Genomic DNA, 17,072 nt, shown 5'->3' with positions numbered 1-17,072 from the left:
GGACAGAACACAGTATTCGGGTAATAGGTTAACATTGTATGGCCGGCGGATGCCGGAACAGGGTGGGGCGACAGGCGATGAACGAGATGGATGGCAAGGTTTTTCTGGGCGGCGGCGGTGTGGACTATGCCAGCAAACAGGGGCTTGCGCTGAAATATGCCAACCGGCACGGACTGATCGCCGGGGCCACCGGGACCGGCAAGACCGTGACGCTGCAAATCCTGGCCGAGGGCTTTTCCGCCGCCGGGGTGCCGGTGGTGCTGTCTGACGTGAAGGGCGACCTCTCGGGGCTGGCGCGGTCCGGCTCGCCCGATTTCAAGCTGCACGAGGCCTTTGTCTCGCGCGCGGCGAAAATCGGGTTTGACGATTACACCTATAGTGCCAGCCCGGTCACCTTCTGGGACATCTTCGGCGAACAGGGGCATCCGCTGCGCACCACCGTGGCCGAGATGGGGCCGCTGCTGCTGTCGCGCCTGCTGGAGCTGTCCGAGGCGCAGGAGGGGATCCTCAACATCGCGTTCCGGCTCTCCGACGAAGAGGGGCTGCCGCTGCTGGATCTCAAGGATCTTCAGGCGCTGCTGACCTGGATCGGCGAGAACCGGGCCGAGCTGTCGCTGCGCTATGGCAATGTCTCCATCGCCTCGGTCGGCGCGATCCAGCGCCGCCTGCTGGTGATCGAGAACCAGGGCGCGAACCGGCTGTTCGGTGAACCCGCGCTTGAGCTTTCGGACCTGATGCGCACCGATGCCGAGGGGCGCGGCATGGTCAATATCCTCGCCGCGAACAAGCTGATGGCGGCGCCGGGTCTTTATGCCACCTGCCTGCTCTGGCTGCTTAGCGAATTGTTCGAGGAATTGCCCGAGGTGGGCGATCCCGACAAACCCAAGCTGGTGTTCTTCTTCGACGAGGCGCACCTGCTGTTCGACGACGCGCCCAAGGCGCTGGTCGACAAGGTCGAGCAGGTGGCGCGCCTGATCCGCTCCAAGGGGGTCGGGGTCTATTTCGTCACCCAGCATCCGGCGGACATCCCCGAGGATATCCTCGGCCAACTGGGCAACCGGGTGCAGCACGCCTTGCGCGCCTTCACCGCGCGCGACCGCAAGAACCTGCGCATGGCCGCCGAAACCTATCGCGAAAACCCCCGCTTCGACACCGAGGCGGCGATCCGAGAGGTCGGCGTGGGCGAGGCGGTGACCTCCATGCTCGAGGCCAAGGGCGCCCCCGGTATCGTCGAACGCACACTGATCCGGCCGCCGTCGTCGCAACTCGGCCCGATCACTGCCACGGAGCGCGCCGCCGCGATGAAAGCGTCGGGGCTGGCCGGGAAATACGACACCGCGCTCGACCGGCGCTCGGCCTATGAGATCCTGGCCCAACGCGCCGAAACCGCCGCCCGCGCAGCCGCCGAGGCCGAGGCCCGCGCCGAACAGGCCCCCGATCCGGTGGCGCGCGAGTTCAGCACCGCCCGCCGCTACTCCGGCAGCCGGGTGGGCCGCTCCACTGCACAACCGCAACGGCGGAAAAAGGACAGTTTTGGCTCGGCCCTGTCCGAGGCGGTGATCAAGGAACTCAAGGGCACCACCGGGCGACGTATCGTGCGTGGCATCCTGGGCGGGCTGTTCCGGGGGCGCTGATCTTGGTTTCAATTCCGTTCGATGATCGCCGTCGCCTCGGGATAGCCGTAGGCGATGTAGTCACGAACCCGTTCGCCGGTTTCCGGACCCCAGATCCGGTCGGTCAGCCACAGCGACATCTCGATCCCCGACATCACCCCGCCGGCGCTGATCACATTGCCGTCGCGCACCATGCGCCGGGTCTCGACCACGCTGTCGCCCGCCTGCTGCGCCAATAGGTCGGTGAACCGGTGGTGTGTGGTCACGTGCCGGCCCGGTGCCAAGCCCGCGCCCACCAGCAGGAACGCCCCGGTGCAGACGCTGGTGATCCAGTCGCAGCCGGGCGCGATCCGTTGCAACCAGGCGACGGTACGCGGATTGTCGATCTCGCGCCGGGCACCGCTGCCGCCGGGGATCACCACGATGCGGACGTCTCCGGCGTTGTCATAGGTCAGATCGGGCAGCACCCGCAGGCCCTTTTCACAGGTCACCGGATCGGCCCGCTCGGCCACCGTCGCGATCTGCCAGTCCGGGGCGCCCTCGATGGCGGCGGCCAACACCTCCCACGGGCCGGCAAAGTCCATCTCCTCGACCCCGTCGAAAACCAGGACTGCGATCGTTTTCATCGCCTTGACCTCCCGATCGCGGCGGTGGGGCAAAACCCCGTGCTCCGCCGCGAACCTGCACTCTCTCCTACTTCTCGGGGATCAGCCCCCGCGGGCTGAACCGCAGCACCAGGAGCAGAACCAACCCCATGGTGAAAAGCCGCATATGCGCCGCGCTGTTCAGAAGATGGATGCGAAGGCCGCTGTCCTCGGCCATGCCCGAGGTGACGAGTTGCATCAGGAACAGCCCGATCGGCTCGACCTGGACCCAGAGCAGCCAGATCAGGAACCCGCCCAGAACGGCGCCGAAATTGTTGCCCGAACCGCCGACGATCACCATCACCCAGATCAGGAAGGTAAAGCGCAGCGGCTGGTAGGTGCCCGGCGTCAACTGGCCATCCAGCGTCGTCATCATGGCACCGGCAATGCCGCAGATCGCCGAGCCCATGACGAACACCTGAAGATGCCTGCGGGTCACGTCCTTGCCCATCGCCTCTGCCGCGGTCTCGTTGTCACGGATCGCGCGCATCATCCGGCCCCAGGGCGACTTGCGCGCCATCTGCACCATCCACAACAGGATCAACAGCACTGCCAGGAACAGGACCGAGTAGCCGAGCTTGACGTATAGCGTCGAGGCGGTGACCGGGTCGATGCCCAGACCGGTCGCGGTTTCGACAAAGCCGGGATCGTTCTGCAGGTCGATCTCATAGGGCAGGGGGCGCGGCAGGCCGACCACGTTCTTGACCCCGCGCGCCAGCCAGTCCTCGTTCTTCATCACCGCGATGATGATCTCGGCGATGCCCAGCGTGGCAATGGCCAGGTAATCCGACCGCAGCCCCAGCGCCGTCTTACCGATCAACCAGGCGCCGCCAGCGGCCAGCAGTCCGCCCGCCGGCCAGGCCAGCAGCACCGGCAGGCCCAACCCGCCGAGAAACCCGGTTCCGGCCGGGTTGACCTTTTCCACCGCTGCCACGGCGGGATCGAACACGGCGCGATACAGGAAGAACCCGCCGACCAGGATCACAACTGTGGCGATCGCCCGGGCGCGCCCCCTGGGCATCCGGGTGTTTACCAGAACCGCCGCAACCACGGTCGCCGCGCCCAGAAGCAGCCCCAGAAGGACACCGGTGCCGCCTGCTGCCCAAGCCTCGCCCACCGGATCGACCGAGACCAGCACCACCGCCAGCCCGCCGAGCGCCACGAACCCCATGACGCCCACGTTGAACAGGCCGGCAAACCCCCATTGCAGGTTCACCCCGAGCGCCATGATCGCCGAGATCAGTCCCATGTTGAGGATCAACAGCGCGGTGTTCCAGCTTTGCATGACCCCGGTCAACAGGATCAAAGCCCCCACGATGGCAAACAGCCCGATATTCTTCATGGTGTCGCTCATACCGATTTCCCCCTGAAGAGGCCCGTGGGCCGGAACAGCAGAACGATCAGCAGGATCACGAAACTGACCGCGAATTTGTAATCGGTGCTCAGAAGCTGCACCAACCCCGAGGGCTCGAGGCTGTCGGGCATCAGGTAGACGAGCACCTTTTTCCAGGCATAGGTGATGGTTACCTCGGAAAAGGCGATGATGAAGCCGCCGGCGATGGCGCCCAGCGGGCTGCCCAGCCCGCCGACGATGGCCGAGGCGAAGATCGGCAGCAGAAGCTGGAAGTAGACGAACGGCTTGAACGACTTGTCGAGCCCGTAAAGCGTGCCCGCCACGGTGGCCAGCGCCGCCACGATCAGCCAGGTATAGATCACCACGCGTTCCGGGTTGATGCCGGACAACAGCGCCAGATCCTCGTTGTCGGAATAGGCGCGCATCGACTTGCCGGTGCGGGTGCGATTGAGGAACCAGAACAGCAGCACCACCGCGATCACCGCGACCACCACGGTGATGCCCTGGCTGCTCTTGATCGCCAGCCCTTCACGCAACCCTGTCATCTGCTTGAACGTGCGGGCCGAGACGATGAAGCGTTCACCATCGGCAAAGCGTTGTTCATCCGGGCCGATGATGAAGCGGACCAGCCCGTTCATGATGAACATCACGCCCATCGACACGATCACCAGGATCACCGGCTTGGCCTTCTGTTCGCGGTAAAAACGATAGACCACCCGATCCGTGATCAGCAACAGCGCCATGCAGCCCATGATGCCGAACGGCAGCGCCAGCAGCGCGGTGGGCAGCGGACCAAAGCTGATACCCATCGACTGGAACAGCCAGGTCACCAGGATCACGGCCATGGTGCCAAAGGCCATGGTGTCGCCATGGGCAAAGTTGGAGAACCGCAGGATGCCGTAGATCAGCGTGACCCCCAGCGCCCCCAATGCGAGTTGCGAGCCATAGGCAATGGCCGGGACCAGGACGAAGTTGGACAGCGCCACGATGGCGTTCAGGAAATCCATGTCTCAGCCCCCCAGGAAGGATTTGCGCACTTCGGGGTCGGCCAGAAGCTCTTTCCCGGTGCCGGTATAGGCATTGGCGCCCTGAACGAGGACATAGCCCTTGTCGGCGATTGCCAGCGCCTGGCGGGCGTTCTGTTCGACCATCAGGATCGGGATCCCGGTGCGGCTGACCTCGATGATGCGGTCGAACAGCTCGTCCATCACGATCGGGCTGACGCCGGCTGTCGGTTCGTCAAGCATCAGCACCTTGGGCTGGGTCATCAGCGCCCGGCCCACGGCGACCTGCTGGCGTTGTCCGCCCGAAAGCTCGCCGGCCGCCTGGTTGCGCTTGTCCTTGAGGATCGGGAACAGGTCATAGACCTGCGCCATGGTCTCGCGGAAATCGTCGTGGCGGATGAAGGCGCCCATCTCGAGGTTCTCCTCGACCGTCATCGAGGTGAAGATGTTGTTGGTCTGCGGAACGAAGCCCATGCCCTTGACCACCCGGTCCTGCGGCGACAGGGCGGTGATGTCCTCGCCGTCCAGCCGGACCGAGCCCTTGCGCAGGTCCAGCATGCCGAACACCGCCTTCATCGCGGTCGACTTGCCGGCGCCGTTGGGGCCGACGATCACCGCGATCTCGCCGGGATTCACGGCGATGGTGCAATCATGCAGGATGTCAGGGCCCTTGCCATAGCCGCCGGTCATGCTGTCGCCGATCAGAAAGGCGCTGGCCGTCTCCATCGTCTGGCCGGTGCCGGGATACGCGCGCAGCTCTCCCTGGCCGTCCGGGTTGGTGATGGACCGGTCCTTGTTGCCACGGTCGTCATATTTCTCGCCGGTCATCCGCGTGCTCCGCGGTTCGGAGTATCATTCATTTTCATCCCCATCGGAACGCTATGTCTCGTCCTCTTTCCGGTTCTGGCCCGCCTGGCGCGGGCCGCCTTCAGGCGCCGATCTGATCCTTGTTCTTCAGACCGGTCCCGAGATAGGCCTCGATCACGTGTTCGTTGGCCTTGATCTCGGCCAGCGTGCCCTCGGCCAGCACCTTGCCCTCGGCCATGCAGATCACCGGGTCGCAGAGACGCTCGATGAAATCCATGTCGTGTTCGATCACCACGAAGGTATAGCCGCGCTCCTTGTTCAGCCGGATGATCGCGTCGCCGATGGTGTTCAGCAGGGTGCGGTTCACCCCTGCGCCGACCTCGTCGAGAAAGACGATCTTGGCATCCACCATCATGGTGCGCCCCAGTTCGAGCAGCTTTTTCTGCCCGCCCGAGACCTGTCCCGCCTTGTGGTCGGCCAGATGCTCGATGGTCAGGAACTCCAGCACCTCGTCGGCCCTCGCGCGCAGCGCGCGTTCCTCGTCGGCGATCCGTTTGCGCCCGAACCAGGTGTTCCACAGCATCTCGCCCGATTGGGCGCCCGGAACCATCATCAGGTTTTCGCGGCAGGTCATCGAAGAGAACTCGTGCGCGATCTGGAAGGTTCGAAGCAGCCCCTTGTGGAACAGGTCGTGTGGCGGCAGGCCGGTGATATCCTCGCCGGCCATTGTGACGCGCCCAGAGGTGGGCGGCAGCACGCCCGCGATCACATTGAAAAGCGTGGTTTTCCCGGCCCCGTTCGGGCCGATCAGCCCGGTGATGGACCCTTCGGCAATTTCAAGAGATGCCCCGTCCACCGCGTGGAACCCGCCGAAATGCTTGTGGACGTCTTCGACGACGATCATGTTACCCCCTGGCCGCGTTTTTCTTTGATTGCGACTTTTGTCTTTGGAACAGCCCGGATGCAAGCGCATCCGGGCTGTCCTGGTTCAGTTTTCGGGCCCGAGTATTTCGATTTCGGGTCCGATGGCGATTAACGGTACTTGACGGTGACTTCTTCACCATCCTTGTAGGTAATCTGGCGGTAGTTGCCGGCGCTTTCGCCCGGTCCGATCAGATCCACCGCCGTGGCCCCGACATAGTCGATGTCACCGCCACCGGCGAGAATCTCGATCGCCTTGGCCAGCTCGCCCGGGAAAATCGGCTCGCCCGGCGCGTTGGCCACGTCCATCACCTTGTCCTTGTAGACCTGCGGATCGGTCGAGCCCGCGGCCTCCATGGCCAGCATGATCAGCGCGGCGGCGTCATAGCTTTCCTTGGCGAAGGGACCGGTCGGGTTGAAGGAATCGCCGGCCATCTTCTCGAAGTTCGCGGCCCCCGGGCTGTCGGTACCCGGCACCTGGCCCATGGAACCGTCGATCTCGCCCTTGAACTTCGCGGTCAGCGTGTCGGACACCATGCCGTCGACGAAGTGGAAGGTATCGAAGGCGCCGGTGTCCAGCGCCGCGCGCACGATGCCCGAACCGCCACCGTCGACATAGCCCGCCACGACCAGACGCTCACCACCGGCAGAGGCCAGTGCGCCCACCTCGGCGGAATAGTCGGCCTTCTGGTCCTCATGCGCGGCGCTGATGGTCACGGTGCCGCCGGCGGCCTCGAAGGCGGCCTGGAAGCTGTCGGCGAGGCCCTTGCCATAGTCGTTGTTGACATAGGAGACGGCAACTTCCTTGACGCCTTCCTCCATCAGGATGTCGGTCATCACGACGCCCTGACGGGCATCCGAGGGCGCGGTCCGGAAGAACAGGCCGTTGTCCTCGTTGTTCATGTGGCTCAGCGCCGGCGAGGTCGCCGAGGGCGAGACCATCACGACGCCGTTCGGCACCGCCACGTTGGACATGATCGCACCGGTCACGCCCGAGCAGTCGGCGCCCATGATGCCCTTGACCCCGTCCGAGGTGATCAGGCGTTCGGCGGCAGCCGAGGCGGCGGCGGCGTCGATGCAGGTCGAGTCGGCACGCACCGGCGTCACCTTCATCCCACCCAGCAGCGTGCCGGCGTCGTTCACCTCGGTCATTGCCAGTTCGGCACCGGCGGCCATGTCCGGCGTGATCGATTCCAGCGGGCCGGTAAAGCCGAGGATGATGCCGATCTTGACTTCCTTGCCGTGGCTTGCGGCGAACGCGGAGCCCGCCATCAGGGCGGTGGCCGCTGTGGCCATGAGCAGTTTCTTCATGATTTTATTCTCCCAAGTTGGAACACTGATGTTCTGAGGGGGAGCCTAGGCAAGCTCTGCGAAAAAGAAAAGTGCTTACATTACGTGCACATTACGCAATCTGTTTGACCGCCCGCTTTTCCGGGCCGCACCCTGCGCTAATGTCATGATCAGATGATCCGGATCACGATTTGAGTAGGGTAAGCGATGCGAATTTTGGGGTTGTTTCTCATCCTTGTGGTAGCCGCCGGCGCGGCGCGGGCCGAGATTCTCGCCTCCGATACCGGACCGATCCGGGTCGAGACGATGATCGCAGGGCTCGACACCCCTTGGGCAATCGCCTTTCTGCCCGGTGGCGGCTACCTCGTGACCGAACGCGACGGCAGGCTGCTGCATGTACGGGATGGCCGGGCGCACCCGGTGCAGGGTGTGCCAAGGGTCGCGGCGGTGGGGCAGGGTGGCTTGCTCGACGTGATGGTGCCACGCGATTTCGCGACCAGCCGCGCGGTGTTCCTTACCTACTCCCGCACCGAGCCCGGCGGCGGGGCCGGCACGGCGGTCGCGGTGGGGAAACTTGCGCCCGATGGTACAATTCTGCGCGATGTTCGTACGATCTTCACCGCCGCACCGGGCAGCCGTGGCGGCCGGCACTTCGGGTCGCGCATCGTCGAAGCGGCGGACGGCACTTTGTTCGTCACCCTGGGCGAACGCGGCGACCGACCCTCGGCGCAGGACCGGGGCAATCACAACGGCAGCATCGTTCGGATCAACCGCGACGGGTCGGTTCCGGCGGACAATCCCTTTGTCGGCAGGCCCGGTGTGCAACCCGAGATCTGGTCCTACGGTCACCGCAACCCGCAAGGCGCGGTGGTGGACGGCCAGGGCCGGCTCTGGGTGGTCGAGCACGGCGCGCGCGGCGGCGACGAGGTGAACCGCATCCGGCGCGGCGCCAACTACGGCTGGCCGGTGATCGCCCATGGGCGGCATTACTCGGGCGAAAAAATCGGCGAGGGCACCGCGAAACCGGGGATGGAGCAGCCGGTGTTCTACTGGGCCCCCTCCATCGCCCCCTCCGATGTGATGATCTATTCCGGCTGGCTCTGGCCCGAGTGGCGCGGCGATTTCCTCGTCGGATCTCTCAAGTTCGACATGATCAGCCGGCTGGCGGGCAATCCGCTACGCGAGGTCGAGCGGATCTCGGGCGCTTCGACAGGCCGGGTGCGCGACGTGGCCGAGGCACCGGACGGGTCGATCTGGGTGGTCTCCGAGGGGCAGGGGGCGATCTATCGCCTGACGCCCGCACATTGACGCACCGCGGTCGGGCGATTTCAGATCGGGGAATTTCGGCTGCGTTTCGTACGATCCGCCCGGGCGCCGATGTCAGATCGACAACCGCGCCGCCTGCGCCCCGCGTTCGCGGTAGGGCGTGGTGTTGTAATGCGCCCGGTAACATTTCGAGAAATGCGACGGCGAGGCAAAGCCGCAGGCCAGCGCAACGTTGATCACGCTCATGTCGGTTTGCATCAGAAGGTTGCGCGCCTTTTGCAGCCGAAGTTCCATGTAATAACGTTTCGGCGAGCGGTTCAGATAGCGTCGGAACAGCCGTTCGAGCTGGCGGGTGGACATGCCAACGTCGCGCGCCAGGATCGAGGGGCTGATCGGCTCCTCGATATTGCTCTCCATCATCTGGATCACCTGGCTCAGCTTGGGGTGGCGCACGCCGATCCGGGTCGGCACCGAAAGGCGCTGGGTGTCCTGGTCGGTGCGGATCGAGGAATAGATGAGCTGGTCGGCGACGGCATTGGCCATATCCTCGCCCAGGTCGTTGGCGATCAGTTTCAGCATCAGGTCGATCGAAGAGGTGCCGCCGGCGGTGGTGATTCGATTGCCGTCGATCACGAAGACCGACTTGGTCAGGTTCACCTCGTCGAATTCCTCGGTGAAGCTGTCGGCGTTTTCCCAGTGGATCGTCGCCTTCTTGCCGTCGAGCAGCCCGGCCTTGGCCAGCGTGTAGCCGGCGGTGCAGAGCCCGCCGATCACCAGCCCCTTGCGGGCCTCGCGCCGCAGCCAGGACAGCACCTTTCTGGTGGTGGCCTTCTGCACCTCGATGCCGCCGCAGACCAGAACGGTATCGTCGCGCTGCAACTCGTCGAGATCCCCGTCGAGGTGGAAAGTGGTGCCGGCCGAGCAGCTGCGCTCACCGCCGCCCTCGCCGATCAGGCGCCACTCATAGACCTGCGTGCCCGCCATGCGATTGGCGATCCGCAGGCTCTCCAGCGCCGAGGCGAAGGACAACAGGGTGAAGTTGTCCAGCAGCACAAAGACGAAACGGCGGGGATGCCCCGCATGGCGGTCCTGGCCGACAACGTTGCGTTGCTGTGTCATTGGTGATGTTCCCGAACCGTTTCCGCGCCGATTCCCCAGCCGGGGCGGGGTGCCCCACAGCTTGCTCAGACGTTATTTGCGGCGTCAAGTGGCGCAAAAGGGATATGGCCTCTGGCCCATGCGTTTTGTATACAGGCCCCCTGATACGCCCAGCGGAGGGGAAACGATGACCGAGTGGACCAAGTCGGACTGGCGCGCCAAGCCGCGCGTGCAGATGCCTGATTATACCGACGCCGCCGACCTGAGCGCGGTCGAGGCCCAACTTGCGAAATATCCGCCGCTGGTTTTCGCCGGTGAGGCCCGCCGCCTGAAGCAGGAACTGGGGGCCGCGTCGCGCGGCGAGGCCTTCCTGTTGCAGGGGGGCGATTGCGCCGAAAGCTTCGAGCAGTTCAGCGCCGATGCGATCCGCGACACCTTCAAGGTGATGTTGCAGATGGCGATGGTGCTGACCTATGGCGCCAAGGTTCCGGTGATCAAGGTGGGTCGCATGGCCGGCCAGTTCGCCAAGCCGCGCAGCGCACCGACCGAGGTGGTCGAAGGAGTCGAACTGCCCAGCTATCGCGGCGACATCATCAACGACCTGGCCTTCACGCCCGAGGCGCGGATCCCCGATCCGTCACGGATGCTGCAGGCCTATACCCAGGCTGCCGCCACGTTGAACCTTTTGCGCGCCTTTTCCACCGGCGGCTATGCCGACGTGAACCAGGTCCATAGCTGGACGCTGAGCTTTACCGAGGGCGAGAAATCCGAACGCTATCGTGAGATGGCCAGTCGAATCACCGATACGCTGGACTTCATGAAAGCGGCCGGGGTCAAGAACGACACCGCGCACACCCTGCAGACGGTGGATTTCTATACCAGCCACGAGGCGCTGCTGCTGGAGTACGAAGAGGCGCTGACGCGGCGCGACTCGACCTCCGGAAATTGGCTGGCAGGGTCCGGCCACCTGATCTGGATCGGCGACCGCACGCGCCAGCCCGACGGCGCGCATGTGGAGTTCTGCCGCGGCGTGCTGAACCCGATCGGTCTGAAATGCGGACCGAGCATGACCGCCGAGGATCTCAAGTTGCTGATGGCCAAGCTGAACCCGGAGAACGAGGCCGGGCGGCTGACCCTGATCGCGCGGTTCGGCGCCGGCAACGTGGGCGAGCATCTGCCGCGCCTGATCAAGGCGGTGCGCGAGGAGGGCGCCAAGGTGACCTGGGTCTGTGATCCGATGCACGGCAACACGATCAAATCCTCGACCGGGTTCAAGACGCGGCCCTTCGAGTCGGTGCTGCGCGAGGTGCGCGAATTCTTTGCCGTGCACGCCGCCGAGGGCACGGTGCCCGGCGGGGTGCATTTCGAGATGACCGGCCAGGACGTGACCGAATGCACCGGCGGTGTGCGCGCGGTGAGCGAGGCGAACCTGTCGGACCGCTATCACACCGCCTGCGATCCGCGTCTGAACGCCAGCCAGTCGCTGGAACTGGCCTTTCTCGTCGCCGAGGAACTGAGCGCGCTGCGTAGCGCGCGGCTGACCCGCGCCGCCGGTTGACCCCGGCGGCTGCGCAAGACCTGCAGCCCGGCTACTTCACCAGCCGCAGGTAGGGTGGATGGGTAAGCGGGGCCGGCCTGCTCTCGGCAAAGCCTGTCTCGGAAATGCCGGTTTCGGGACGCGCCTCGGTCCCGGGATCGGACCGAGGATCGGGCGGCGGCGAAACGGCGGCCTCCCGCCCCACTGGACGCAACAGCTTGTTGGAAATGCCGAACCGCACCGGCGGACGGACCCTGTCGCTGTCCGCCACCAGCACGCCCAGCGCGCGTGCGACATCGCCCGCCTCGGTAGCCAGCGGCAGCAGCAACATCCGCGCCTCGATCAACCGTCCGTCCGACGACACAGGGCGCTCCAACCGCAGTTCGGCGATGGAGGGGCCGGAAAAGACCCGTTGCAGGATCGCCCCGGCCTCGGCCCGGTGGTCATAACCGAACAGCGCGGTGAATGGGGTGCCGCGCAGGTCCAACCCGGCCAGGTCATTCAGACGCTCTCCGGCCAGGCGAAACCGGGCGCTGCGCCGCCCGATGCGTTGCAGGATGAAACTGTGAGCCAGGATGTTGCTGATTGCGCGCGGGTCGATCTGGCTGCGGCGTGGCACCGCGCCGTTTTCGCAAAGCGCGAGCCAATAGCCCTCGGCCTGGCGCAGGGGCGACAGGCTGCGCCCACTGCGAAACCGTTGGAGAACGACGACATTGTCGTCGCCAAATGTCCTTTTTGGGGGGAAACCTGTCCGCCGCATCGTTACTGTCCTTGCTTGAGAGCCGCGACAAGCGGCCCCCTGATATGCCCGGTCCAGGGCCGGCAAAGGGCCGACCTGCATCCGTTACCCTCAATATGACATAATTCTGCTCAATTTTAGAGCATTTTCTTAATCGGTGGTTAATCAAGCCCGGCCCCCCGCCGCCGCCGTGGGGCTTGCCCTGCGTGCCGCATTGCCATTACTTGCCCTGAAAGCCGAAAACACGCGGACTCGGGGGATGCAGCCCATGATCACATCGATGACCGGATTTGCCTCGTCCAAGGGAGAACGCGGGCGCTATTCCTGGGGCTGGGAGTTGCGCAGCGTGAACGCCAAGGGGCTGGACCTGCGACTGCGGGTCCCCGATTGGCTCGAAGGGCTGGAGGCGGCGCTGCGCGGAGAACTGGCCAAGGCGGTGGCGCGGGGAAACGTCACCCTGTCGCTGCGATTGACGCGATCCGACGCGGCTGCAGGATCGGCGCTGAACGAGGAGGTGCTGGCCACCGCGCTCGATGCACTGGCGCGGATCGAGGCCGAGGCGATGGCCAGGGGGGTGGCGCTGGCGCCGTCCCGGGCCAGTGACCTTTTGGGGCTGCGCGGGATGATGGACCCGGCACCCGGCGACGAGGACAACACCGCGCTGATCGCGCAGTTGCGCGCCGAACTGGGGCCGCTGATCGACGCCTTTCTGTCCATGCGCCGGGCCGAGGGCAGGGCGCTGGAGCAGGTGCTGCGCGGTCAACTCACCCAGGTGAGCGCGCTGGTCGCGCGCGCGGCGGAACTGGCCGAGGCCCGCAAGCCGGCCGTGGCCGAGGCGCTGCGCGGCAACCTGCGGCGCATTCTCGACAACGCCGAGGGCGCCGATCCCGACCGGGTGGCGCAGGAGTTGGCGATGATGGCGGTCAAGGCCGACGTCACCGAGGAGTTGGACCGGTTGCGCGCCCATGTCGGCGCCGCAAGCGAATTGCTGGATGCCGGCGGTGCGGTGGGTCGCAAGCTGGATTTCCTGATGCAGGAGTTCAACCGCGAGGCCAACACCCTGTGTTCCAAGTCGCAGAATGCCGAACTGACCAAGGTGGGGCTGGAGCTCAAGGCGGTGATCGACCAGATGCGCGAGCAGGTCCAGAACGTCGAATGACACGGAAAGGAACATGACATGACACAGCGCCGCGGGCTGCTGATCATCCTGTCCTCGCCCTCGGGCGCGGGGAAATCGACGCTGGCCAAGCGGCTGCGCGACTGGGACCCGTCGATCCGCTTTTCGGTCTCGGCCACCACGCGCAAGCCGCGCCCGGGCGAGGTGGATGGTGAGGATTATTATTTCCTGACCGAGGACAGCTTCAAGCGCAAGGTGAGCGAGGGCGAGATGCTGGAACACGCGCATGTGTTCGGAAATTACTACGGCTCGCCCAAGACCCCGGTGCAGGCGGCGATCAATTCCGGGCAGGACGTGCTGTTCGACGTGGACTGGCAGGGCGAGGTGCAGATCCGCAACTCGGACCTTGCGCAGCACGCGCTGTCGATCTTCCTGCTGCCGCCCTCGATCCCCGAGTTGCGCCGCCGCCTGATCGAGCGCGGCACCGACAGCGAAGAGACCATCGGCGCCCGGATGGAAAAGAGCTGGGCCGAGATCAGCCACTGGGGATATTACGACTTCGTGCTGATCAACGACGATCTCGACCGGACCGAGGAGAACCTCAAGAGCATCGTCACCGCCACCCGCCTGCGCCGCACCCAGCAACCCAGCCTTCTGCCACATGTGCGCGCGTTGCAGGCCGAATTCGAGGAGCTTTCATGACCATTTACGCCCTGGGCGAGGACGCCCCGCAAATCCACGACGACACCTGGGTCGCACCCGATGCCAACCTGATCGGCAAGGTGGTGATGGAGGCTGGATCCTCGGTCTGGTTCGGCTGCACCATCCGTGCAGACCACGAGGAAATCCGCATCGGCGAAGGCTCCAACGTGCAGGAGGATTGCGTGATGCACGTGGACGCGGGCTATCCGCTGAGCATCGGCAAGGACTGCACCATCGGCCACAAGGTGATGCTGCACGGTTGCGAGATCGGCGACAACACCCTTGTCGGCATGGGCGCGATGATCCTGAACGGCGCCAAGATCGGCAAGAATTGCCTGATCGGGGCTGGCGCGCTGGTGACCGAGAACAAGGAAATCCCCGACAACTCGCTGGTGATGGGCGTGCCCGGCAAGGTCGTGCGCGAGGTCGACGAGAAGAATGCGCAGCGCATCACCTCCGGCGCACTGCATTACCAGGACAACATGCGCAAGTTCCGCGACGAGATGAAGGCCGTGAAGAAATGAAGAATTCCAAAGGTTCGCTTGTCCGCCCCGATCCGCTTCCCGAGAGCGTCAGCACACCGGTCGTCACGCCGCTGAGCCCCTCGGTCGTCTATGCCAGCGAAAGCCCCGACGAGTTGGACTCGCAATACGAAGGCCGCGTTCACGGCTATACCTATTCGCGCGAGGGGCATCCCAATGCCGACGTGGTGGCCAAGCGGCTGGACGCGATGGAGGGGGCCGAAGGCGGTGTCGTCACCGGCTCCGGCATGGCAGCGGTCTCTGCCGTGCTGATGGGGCTGCTGGCCGCGGGCGATCACGTGATCGGCGGCAACCAGCTCTATGGTCGGTCGCTGCGTCTGATGAAGGAAGACCTGCCGCGCATGGGCATCGCCACCACGCTGGCCGATCCCGGCGACGTCGCGGCGGTCGCGGCGGCGATCCGTCCCGAAACCCGGATGGTGCTGGTCGAGGTGGTGTCGAACCCGACGCTGCGGGTGGCCGACCTGGACGGGTTGGCGACATTGTGCAAGGCGCGCGGTGTCCTGCTGGCGGTAGACAACACGTTCACCACGCCGAAATCTATCCGACCGTTCGAACACGGTGCGGATATCGTGATCCATTCGGTGACAAAGCTGCTCTCGGGGCATTCCGACGTGATGCTGGGCTATGTCGTGGCGCGTGACCCGGAACTGACCGAGAAGATGCGGATCTTTGCGGTGACCGCCGGCCTCACACCCAGCCCGTTCGATTGCTGGCTGGCCGAGCGCGGCATGCTGACCTTTGACCTGCGCTTTGACCGGGCGCAGGCGACGGCGGTGGCGCTGGCCGATCACCTGGCCGGGTTGCCGGGGGTGAAGCGGGTGCTCTACCCGCTGCGCTCCGACCATCCCGACCGCGACCGCGCGACGGCGCTGCTGGGCACGCAGGGCTGCAACATGGTCAGTTTCGAGCTGGAGGGCGGACGCCCACAGGCGAACGCCTTTGCCCGGGGCGCCGAGGGGCTGAGCTTTGCCCCGACGCTGGGCGATGTTGGCACCACGCTGTCGCATCCGGCGTCCTCGTCGCACCGGGGGATGACGGCGCAGGAACGTGCCGCGGTGGGGCTGTCCGAGGGGTTCTTCCGGGTCTCGGTCGGGCTGGAAGAGCCCGGCGCGCTGCTCAAGGTGTTTTCCGAGGCCGTCGCGGCGGCGACTGCCGTATCCTAGTTACAAACATCGGGCAGGCTGGCGGCCGGGACAGGGCGCAACAGCAGCGGGGATGACGGCAGTGCAGGGCAACGAGCAGATCGCGGAATTTCTGGCGGCGGTGCCGTTGCCGTCATTGATGGTCGATCAGAGCGAACGGATCATCGCCGCCAACCCCGAGGCGCGGACCCTGCTGGGCCAGCAGATCGCCGGGCGTCATTTCGCCACCATCCTGCGCCAACCCACGGTGCTGGACGCGGTCGAGGCCTGCCTGCGCGACAACCGCCCGCACCAGACGCGGATGCTGTCCAACGACGGCGCCCAGGACATCACTTACGAGGTGGTCTGCCGCTATGTGAACGGGATCGGCGCGGTGCAGGGCGGCGCGGTTCTGGTCAGTTTCCAGGACGTCACCCACATGGAGCAGGCGGTGCAGATGCGCCGCGATTTCGTCGCCAATGTCAGCCACGAGCTGCGCACGCCGCTGACCGCGCTGATGGGCTTCATCGAGACCCTGCGCGGCCCTGCGCGCGAGGATGTCGCGGCACGCGACCGGTTCCTGGCGATCATGGAGGGCGAGGCCGGGCGGATGAACCGGCTGGTGGGCGACCTGTTGTCGCTCAACCGCGTGGAAAGCGAGGAACGGGTCCGGCCCAAGGAACAGTTGGACCTGACCGGGATGCTGGGCGAGACGCTCAATTCCCTGCGCCCGCTGGCCGATGGTGCCAGCGTCAAGCTCGACCTTGCTGCGCCCGAGGCGCCGGTGGTGGTGACCGGGGACGCCGACCAGTTGCGGCAGGTCTTTACCAACCTGATCGAGAACGCGATCAAATACGGCGGGTCGGGCGGGCGTGTCGACGTGGTGGTCTCGGCCTCCGAGCGTGACCCGGCGGTGCGCGGCCCCGGCGCCCGGGTGCAGGTGATCGACAAGGGGCCGGGAATCGCCCCGGTGCACCTGCCGCGCCTGACCGAGCGATTCTATCGTGCTGACAGCCACCGGTCGCGCGAACTGGGCGGCACCGGATTGGGCCTTGCCATCGTGAAACACATCATCAATCGCCATCGCGGCCGGTTGCGGGTGGAAAGCGAACTTGGGCAAGGCGCTGTTTTCACGGTCATTTTGCCGAGTTAAGGCATGCGCCCCGGGTTCTTCGGTAACCCCTGAACACCGGAAATCCGCGCTGTACCGGGGATGTTTTCGCCGGTGAACGGCGGTTTTTCCGCCACTGTCATGCAACTGTTACATGCCTGTCACAAAAGCCTCATGCACGCTCAATAGGAGGGGCGCAGGAT

Annotated in this window: 16 protein-coding genes; 8 read left to right on the top strand and 8 right to left on the bottom strand. The window is 65.3% G+C overall.

Annotation, left to right across the window (positions count from 1 at the left end; genetic code table 11):
* Nucleotides 1–86 precede the first annotated feature (86 nt).
* Nucleotides 87–1,634 (top strand): helicase HerA-like domain-containing protein, encoded by a 1,548-nt coding sequence (locus ABWV23_RS00345; RefSeq protein ID WP_353344641.1) that lies wholly within the window; start codon nucleotides 87–89, stop codon nucleotides 1,632–1,634.
* Nucleotides 1,635–1,642: 8 nt separating this feature from the next.
* Here the strand turns inward: ABWV23_RS00345 and ABWV23_RS00340 are convergent, their stop codons facing one another.
* The 6 genes from ABWV23_RS00340 to ABWV23_RS00315 form a co-directional block, all read right to left on the bottom strand.
* Nucleotides 1,643–2,239, bottom strand: a complete 597-nt coding sequence (locus tag ABWV23_RS00340) for a DJ-1/PfpI family protein (protein WP_353343747.1) — start codon at nucleotides 2,237–2,239, stop codon at nucleotides 1,643–1,645.
* Nucleotides 2,240–2,306: 67 nt separating this feature from the next.
* Nucleotides 2,307–3,611 (bottom strand): branched-chain amino acid ABC transporter permease, encoded by a 1,305-nt coding sequence (locus ABWV23_RS00335; RefSeq protein ID WP_353343745.1) that lies wholly within the window; start codon nucleotides 3,609–3,611, stop codon nucleotides 2,307–2,309.
* The gene (locus ABWV23_RS00330; RefSeq protein WP_353343743.1) at nucleotides 3,608–4,618 is read right to left on the bottom strand and encodes a branched-chain amino acid ABC transporter permease; all 1,011 of its coding nucleotides are present in this window, start codon (nucleotides 4,616–4,618) and stop codon (nucleotides 3,608–3,610) included. The genes ABWV23_RS00335 and ABWV23_RS00330 overlap by 4 nt, the downstream gene beginning before the upstream one ends.
* Before the next feature lie 3 nt (nucleotides 4,619–4,621).
* Complete coding sequence (locus ABWV23_RS00325; protein ID WP_353343741.1) at nucleotides 4,622–5,443, bottom strand: ABC transporter ATP-binding protein; 822 nt, start codon at nucleotides 5,441–5,443, stop codon at nucleotides 4,622–4,624.
* Nucleotides 5,444–5,543: 100 nt separating this feature from the next.
* On the bottom strand, nucleotides 5,544–6,326 hold the full coding sequence (locus tag ABWV23_RS00320) for an ABC transporter ATP-binding protein (RefSeq protein WP_353343739.1): 783 nt from the start codon (nucleotides 6,324–6,326) through the stop codon (nucleotides 5,544–5,546).
* Nucleotides 6,327–6,454: 128 nt separating this feature from the next.
* Nucleotides 6,455–7,654: an ABC transporter substrate-binding protein gene (locus ABWV23_RS00315; protein WP_353343737.1), complete on the bottom strand. Its 1,200-nt coding sequence runs from the start codon at nucleotides 7,652–7,654 to the stop codon at nucleotides 6,455–6,457.
* 186 nt (nucleotides 7,655–7,840) lie between these two features.
* Between ABWV23_RS00315 and ABWV23_RS00310 the strand changes: the two genes are divergently transcribed.
* A complete protein-coding gene (locus ABWV23_RS00310) occupies nucleotides 7,841–8,941 on the top strand; it encodes a PQQ-dependent sugar dehydrogenase (protein WP_353343735.1) in 1,101 nt (366 codons plus the stop codon).
* A 72-nt stretch (nucleotides 8,942–9,013) separates the two neighbouring features.
* Here ABWV23_RS00310 and ABWV23_RS00305 read toward each other — a convergent pair whose 3' ends face one another.
* Entirely contained in the window at nucleotides 9,014–10,018 is a 1,005-nt protein-coding gene (locus ABWV23_RS00305; protein WP_353343733.1) for a GlxA family transcriptional regulator, read from the bottom strand.
* A 166-nt stretch (nucleotides 10,019–10,184) separates the two neighbouring features.
* On the opposite strand from ABWV23_RS00305, the gene ABWV23_RS00300 reads away from it, so the two are divergent.
* The gene (locus ABWV23_RS00300) at nucleotides 10,185–11,555 is read left to right on the top strand and encodes a class II 3-deoxy-7-phosphoheptulonate synthase (protein ID WP_353343731.1); all 1,371 of its coding nucleotides are present in this window, start codon (nucleotides 10,185–10,187) and stop codon (nucleotides 11,553–11,555) included.
* A 31-nt stretch (nucleotides 11,556–11,586) separates the two neighbouring features.
* Here the strand turns inward: ABWV23_RS00300 and ABWV23_RS00295 are convergent, their stop codons facing one another.
* Nucleotides 11,587–12,294 carry a PAS domain-containing protein gene (locus tag ABWV23_RS00295; RefSeq protein ID WP_353343729.1) on the bottom strand — a complete coding sequence of 236 codons (708 nt, stop codon included), beginning with the start codon at nucleotides 12,292–12,294 and terminating at the stop codon, nucleotides 11,587–11,589.
* Between the two features lie 247 nt (nucleotides 12,295–12,541).
* Here ABWV23_RS00295 and ABWV23_RS00290 point away from each other — a divergent pair, with 247 nt between their 5' ends.
* Genes ABWV23_RS00290 through ABWV23_RS00270 form a run of 5 tightly spaced genes read left to right on the top strand, consistent with a single transcriptional unit; the run spans nucleotide 12,542 to nucleotide 16,911 of the window.
* Complete coding sequence (locus ABWV23_RS00290) at nucleotides 12,542–13,432, top strand: YicC/YloC family endoribonuclease (RefSeq protein ID WP_353343727.1); 891 nt, start codon at nucleotides 12,542–12,544, stop codon at nucleotides 13,430–13,432.
* Between the two features lie 18 nt (nucleotides 13,433–13,450).
* Nucleotides 13,451–14,092: a guanylate kinase gene (gene gmk, locus ABWV23_RS00285; RefSeq protein WP_353343725.1), complete on the top strand. Its 642-nt coding sequence runs from the start codon at nucleotides 13,451–13,453 to the stop codon at nucleotides 14,090–14,092.
* On the top strand, nucleotides 14,089–14,616 hold the full coding sequence (locus ABWV23_RS00280) for a gamma carbonic anhydrase family protein (RefSeq protein WP_353343723.1): 528 nt from the start codon (nucleotides 14,089–14,091) through the stop codon (nucleotides 14,614–14,616). The genes gmk and ABWV23_RS00280 overlap by 4 nt, the downstream gene beginning before the upstream one ends.
* A complete protein-coding gene (locus ABWV23_RS00275; protein ID WP_353343721.1) occupies nucleotides 14,613–15,800 on the top strand; it encodes a trans-sulfuration enzyme family protein in 1,188 nt (395 codons plus the stop codon). The genes ABWV23_RS00280 and ABWV23_RS00275 overlap by 4 nt, the downstream gene beginning before the upstream one ends.
* 52 nt (nucleotides 15,801–15,852) lie before the next feature.
* Nucleotides 15,853–16,911: an ATP-binding protein gene (locus ABWV23_RS00270; RefSeq protein WP_353343719.1), complete on the top strand. Its 1,059-nt coding sequence runs from the start codon at nucleotides 15,853–15,855 to the stop codon at nucleotides 16,909–16,911.
* Nucleotides 16,912–17,072 lie beyond the last annotated feature (161 nt).

Source organism: Aquicoccus sp. SU-CL01552, from assembly GCF_040365005.1.
Taxonomy (GTDB): Bacteria; Pseudomonadota; Alphaproteobacteria; order Rhodobacterales; family Rhodobacteraceae; genus Antarcticimicrobium.
This window is presented reverse-complemented; position numbering and strand designations above follow the sequence as displayed.

Excerpts from the sequence above, each read along its gene's own strand:
- ABWV23_RS00320 (WP_353343739.1), bottom strand. The coding sequence starts at position 6,326 with ATGATCGTCGTCGAAGACGTCCACAAGCATTTCGGCGGGTTCCACGCG.
- gmk (WP_353343725.1), top strand. The coding sequence starts at position 13,451 with ATGACACAGCGCCGCGGGCTGCTGATCATCCTGTCCTCGCCCTCGGGC.
- ABWV23_RS00335 (WP_353343745.1), bottom strand. The coding sequence starts at position 3,611 with ATGAGCGACACCATGAAGAATATCGGGCTGTTTGCCATCGTGGGGGCT.
- ABWV23_RS00325 (WP_353343741.1), bottom strand. The coding sequence starts at position 5,443 with ATGACCGGCGAGAAATATGACGACCGTGGCAACAAGGACCGGTCCATC.
- ABWV23_RS00295 (WP_353343729.1), bottom strand. The coding sequence starts at position 12,294 with ATGCGGCGGACAGGTTTCCCCCCAAAAAGGACATTTGGCGACGACAAT.
- ABWV23_RS00330 (WP_353343743.1), bottom strand. The coding sequence starts at position 4,618 with ATGGATTTCCTGAACGCCATCGTGGCGCTGTCCAACTTCGTCCTGGTC.
- ABWV23_RS00300 (WP_353343731.1), top strand. The coding sequence starts at position 10,185 with ATGACCGAGTGGACCAAGTCGGACTGGCGCGCCAAGCCGCGCGTGCAG.
- ABWV23_RS00310 (WP_353343735.1), top strand. The coding sequence starts at position 7,841 with ATGCGAATTTTGGGGTTGTTTCTCATCCTTGTGGTAGCCGCCGGCGCG.
- ABWV23_RS00270 (WP_353343719.1), top strand. The coding sequence starts at position 15,853 with ATGACGGCAGTGCAGGGCAACGAGCAGATCGCGGAATTTCTGGCGGCG.
- ABWV23_RS00280 (WP_353343723.1), top strand. The coding sequence starts at position 14,089 with ATGACCATTTACGCCCTGGGCGAGGACGCCCCGCAAATCCACGACGAC.
- ABWV23_RS00340 (WP_353343747.1), bottom strand. The coding sequence starts at position 2,239 with ATGAAAACGATCGCAGTCCTGGTTTTCGACGGGGTCGAGGAGATGGAC.
- ABWV23_RS00305 (WP_353343733.1), bottom strand. The coding sequence starts at position 10,018 with ATGACACAGCAACGCAACGTTGTCGGCCAGGACCGCCATGCGGGGCAT.
- ABWV23_RS00290 (WP_353343727.1), top strand. The coding sequence starts at position 12,542 with ATGATCACATCGATGACCGGATTTGCCTCGTCCAAGGGAGAACGCGGG.
- ABWV23_RS00315 (WP_353343737.1), bottom strand. The coding sequence starts at position 7,654 with ATGAAGAAACTGCTCATGGCCACAGCGGCCACCGCCCTGATGGCGGGC.
- ABWV23_RS00275 (WP_353343721.1), top strand. The coding sequence starts at position 14,613 with ATGAAGAATTCCAAAGGTTCGCTTGTCCGCCCCGATCCGCTTCCCGAG.
- ABWV23_RS00345 (WP_353344641.1), top strand. The coding sequence starts at position 87 with ATGGATGGCAAGGTTTTTCTGGGCGGCGGCGGTGTGGACTATGCCAGC.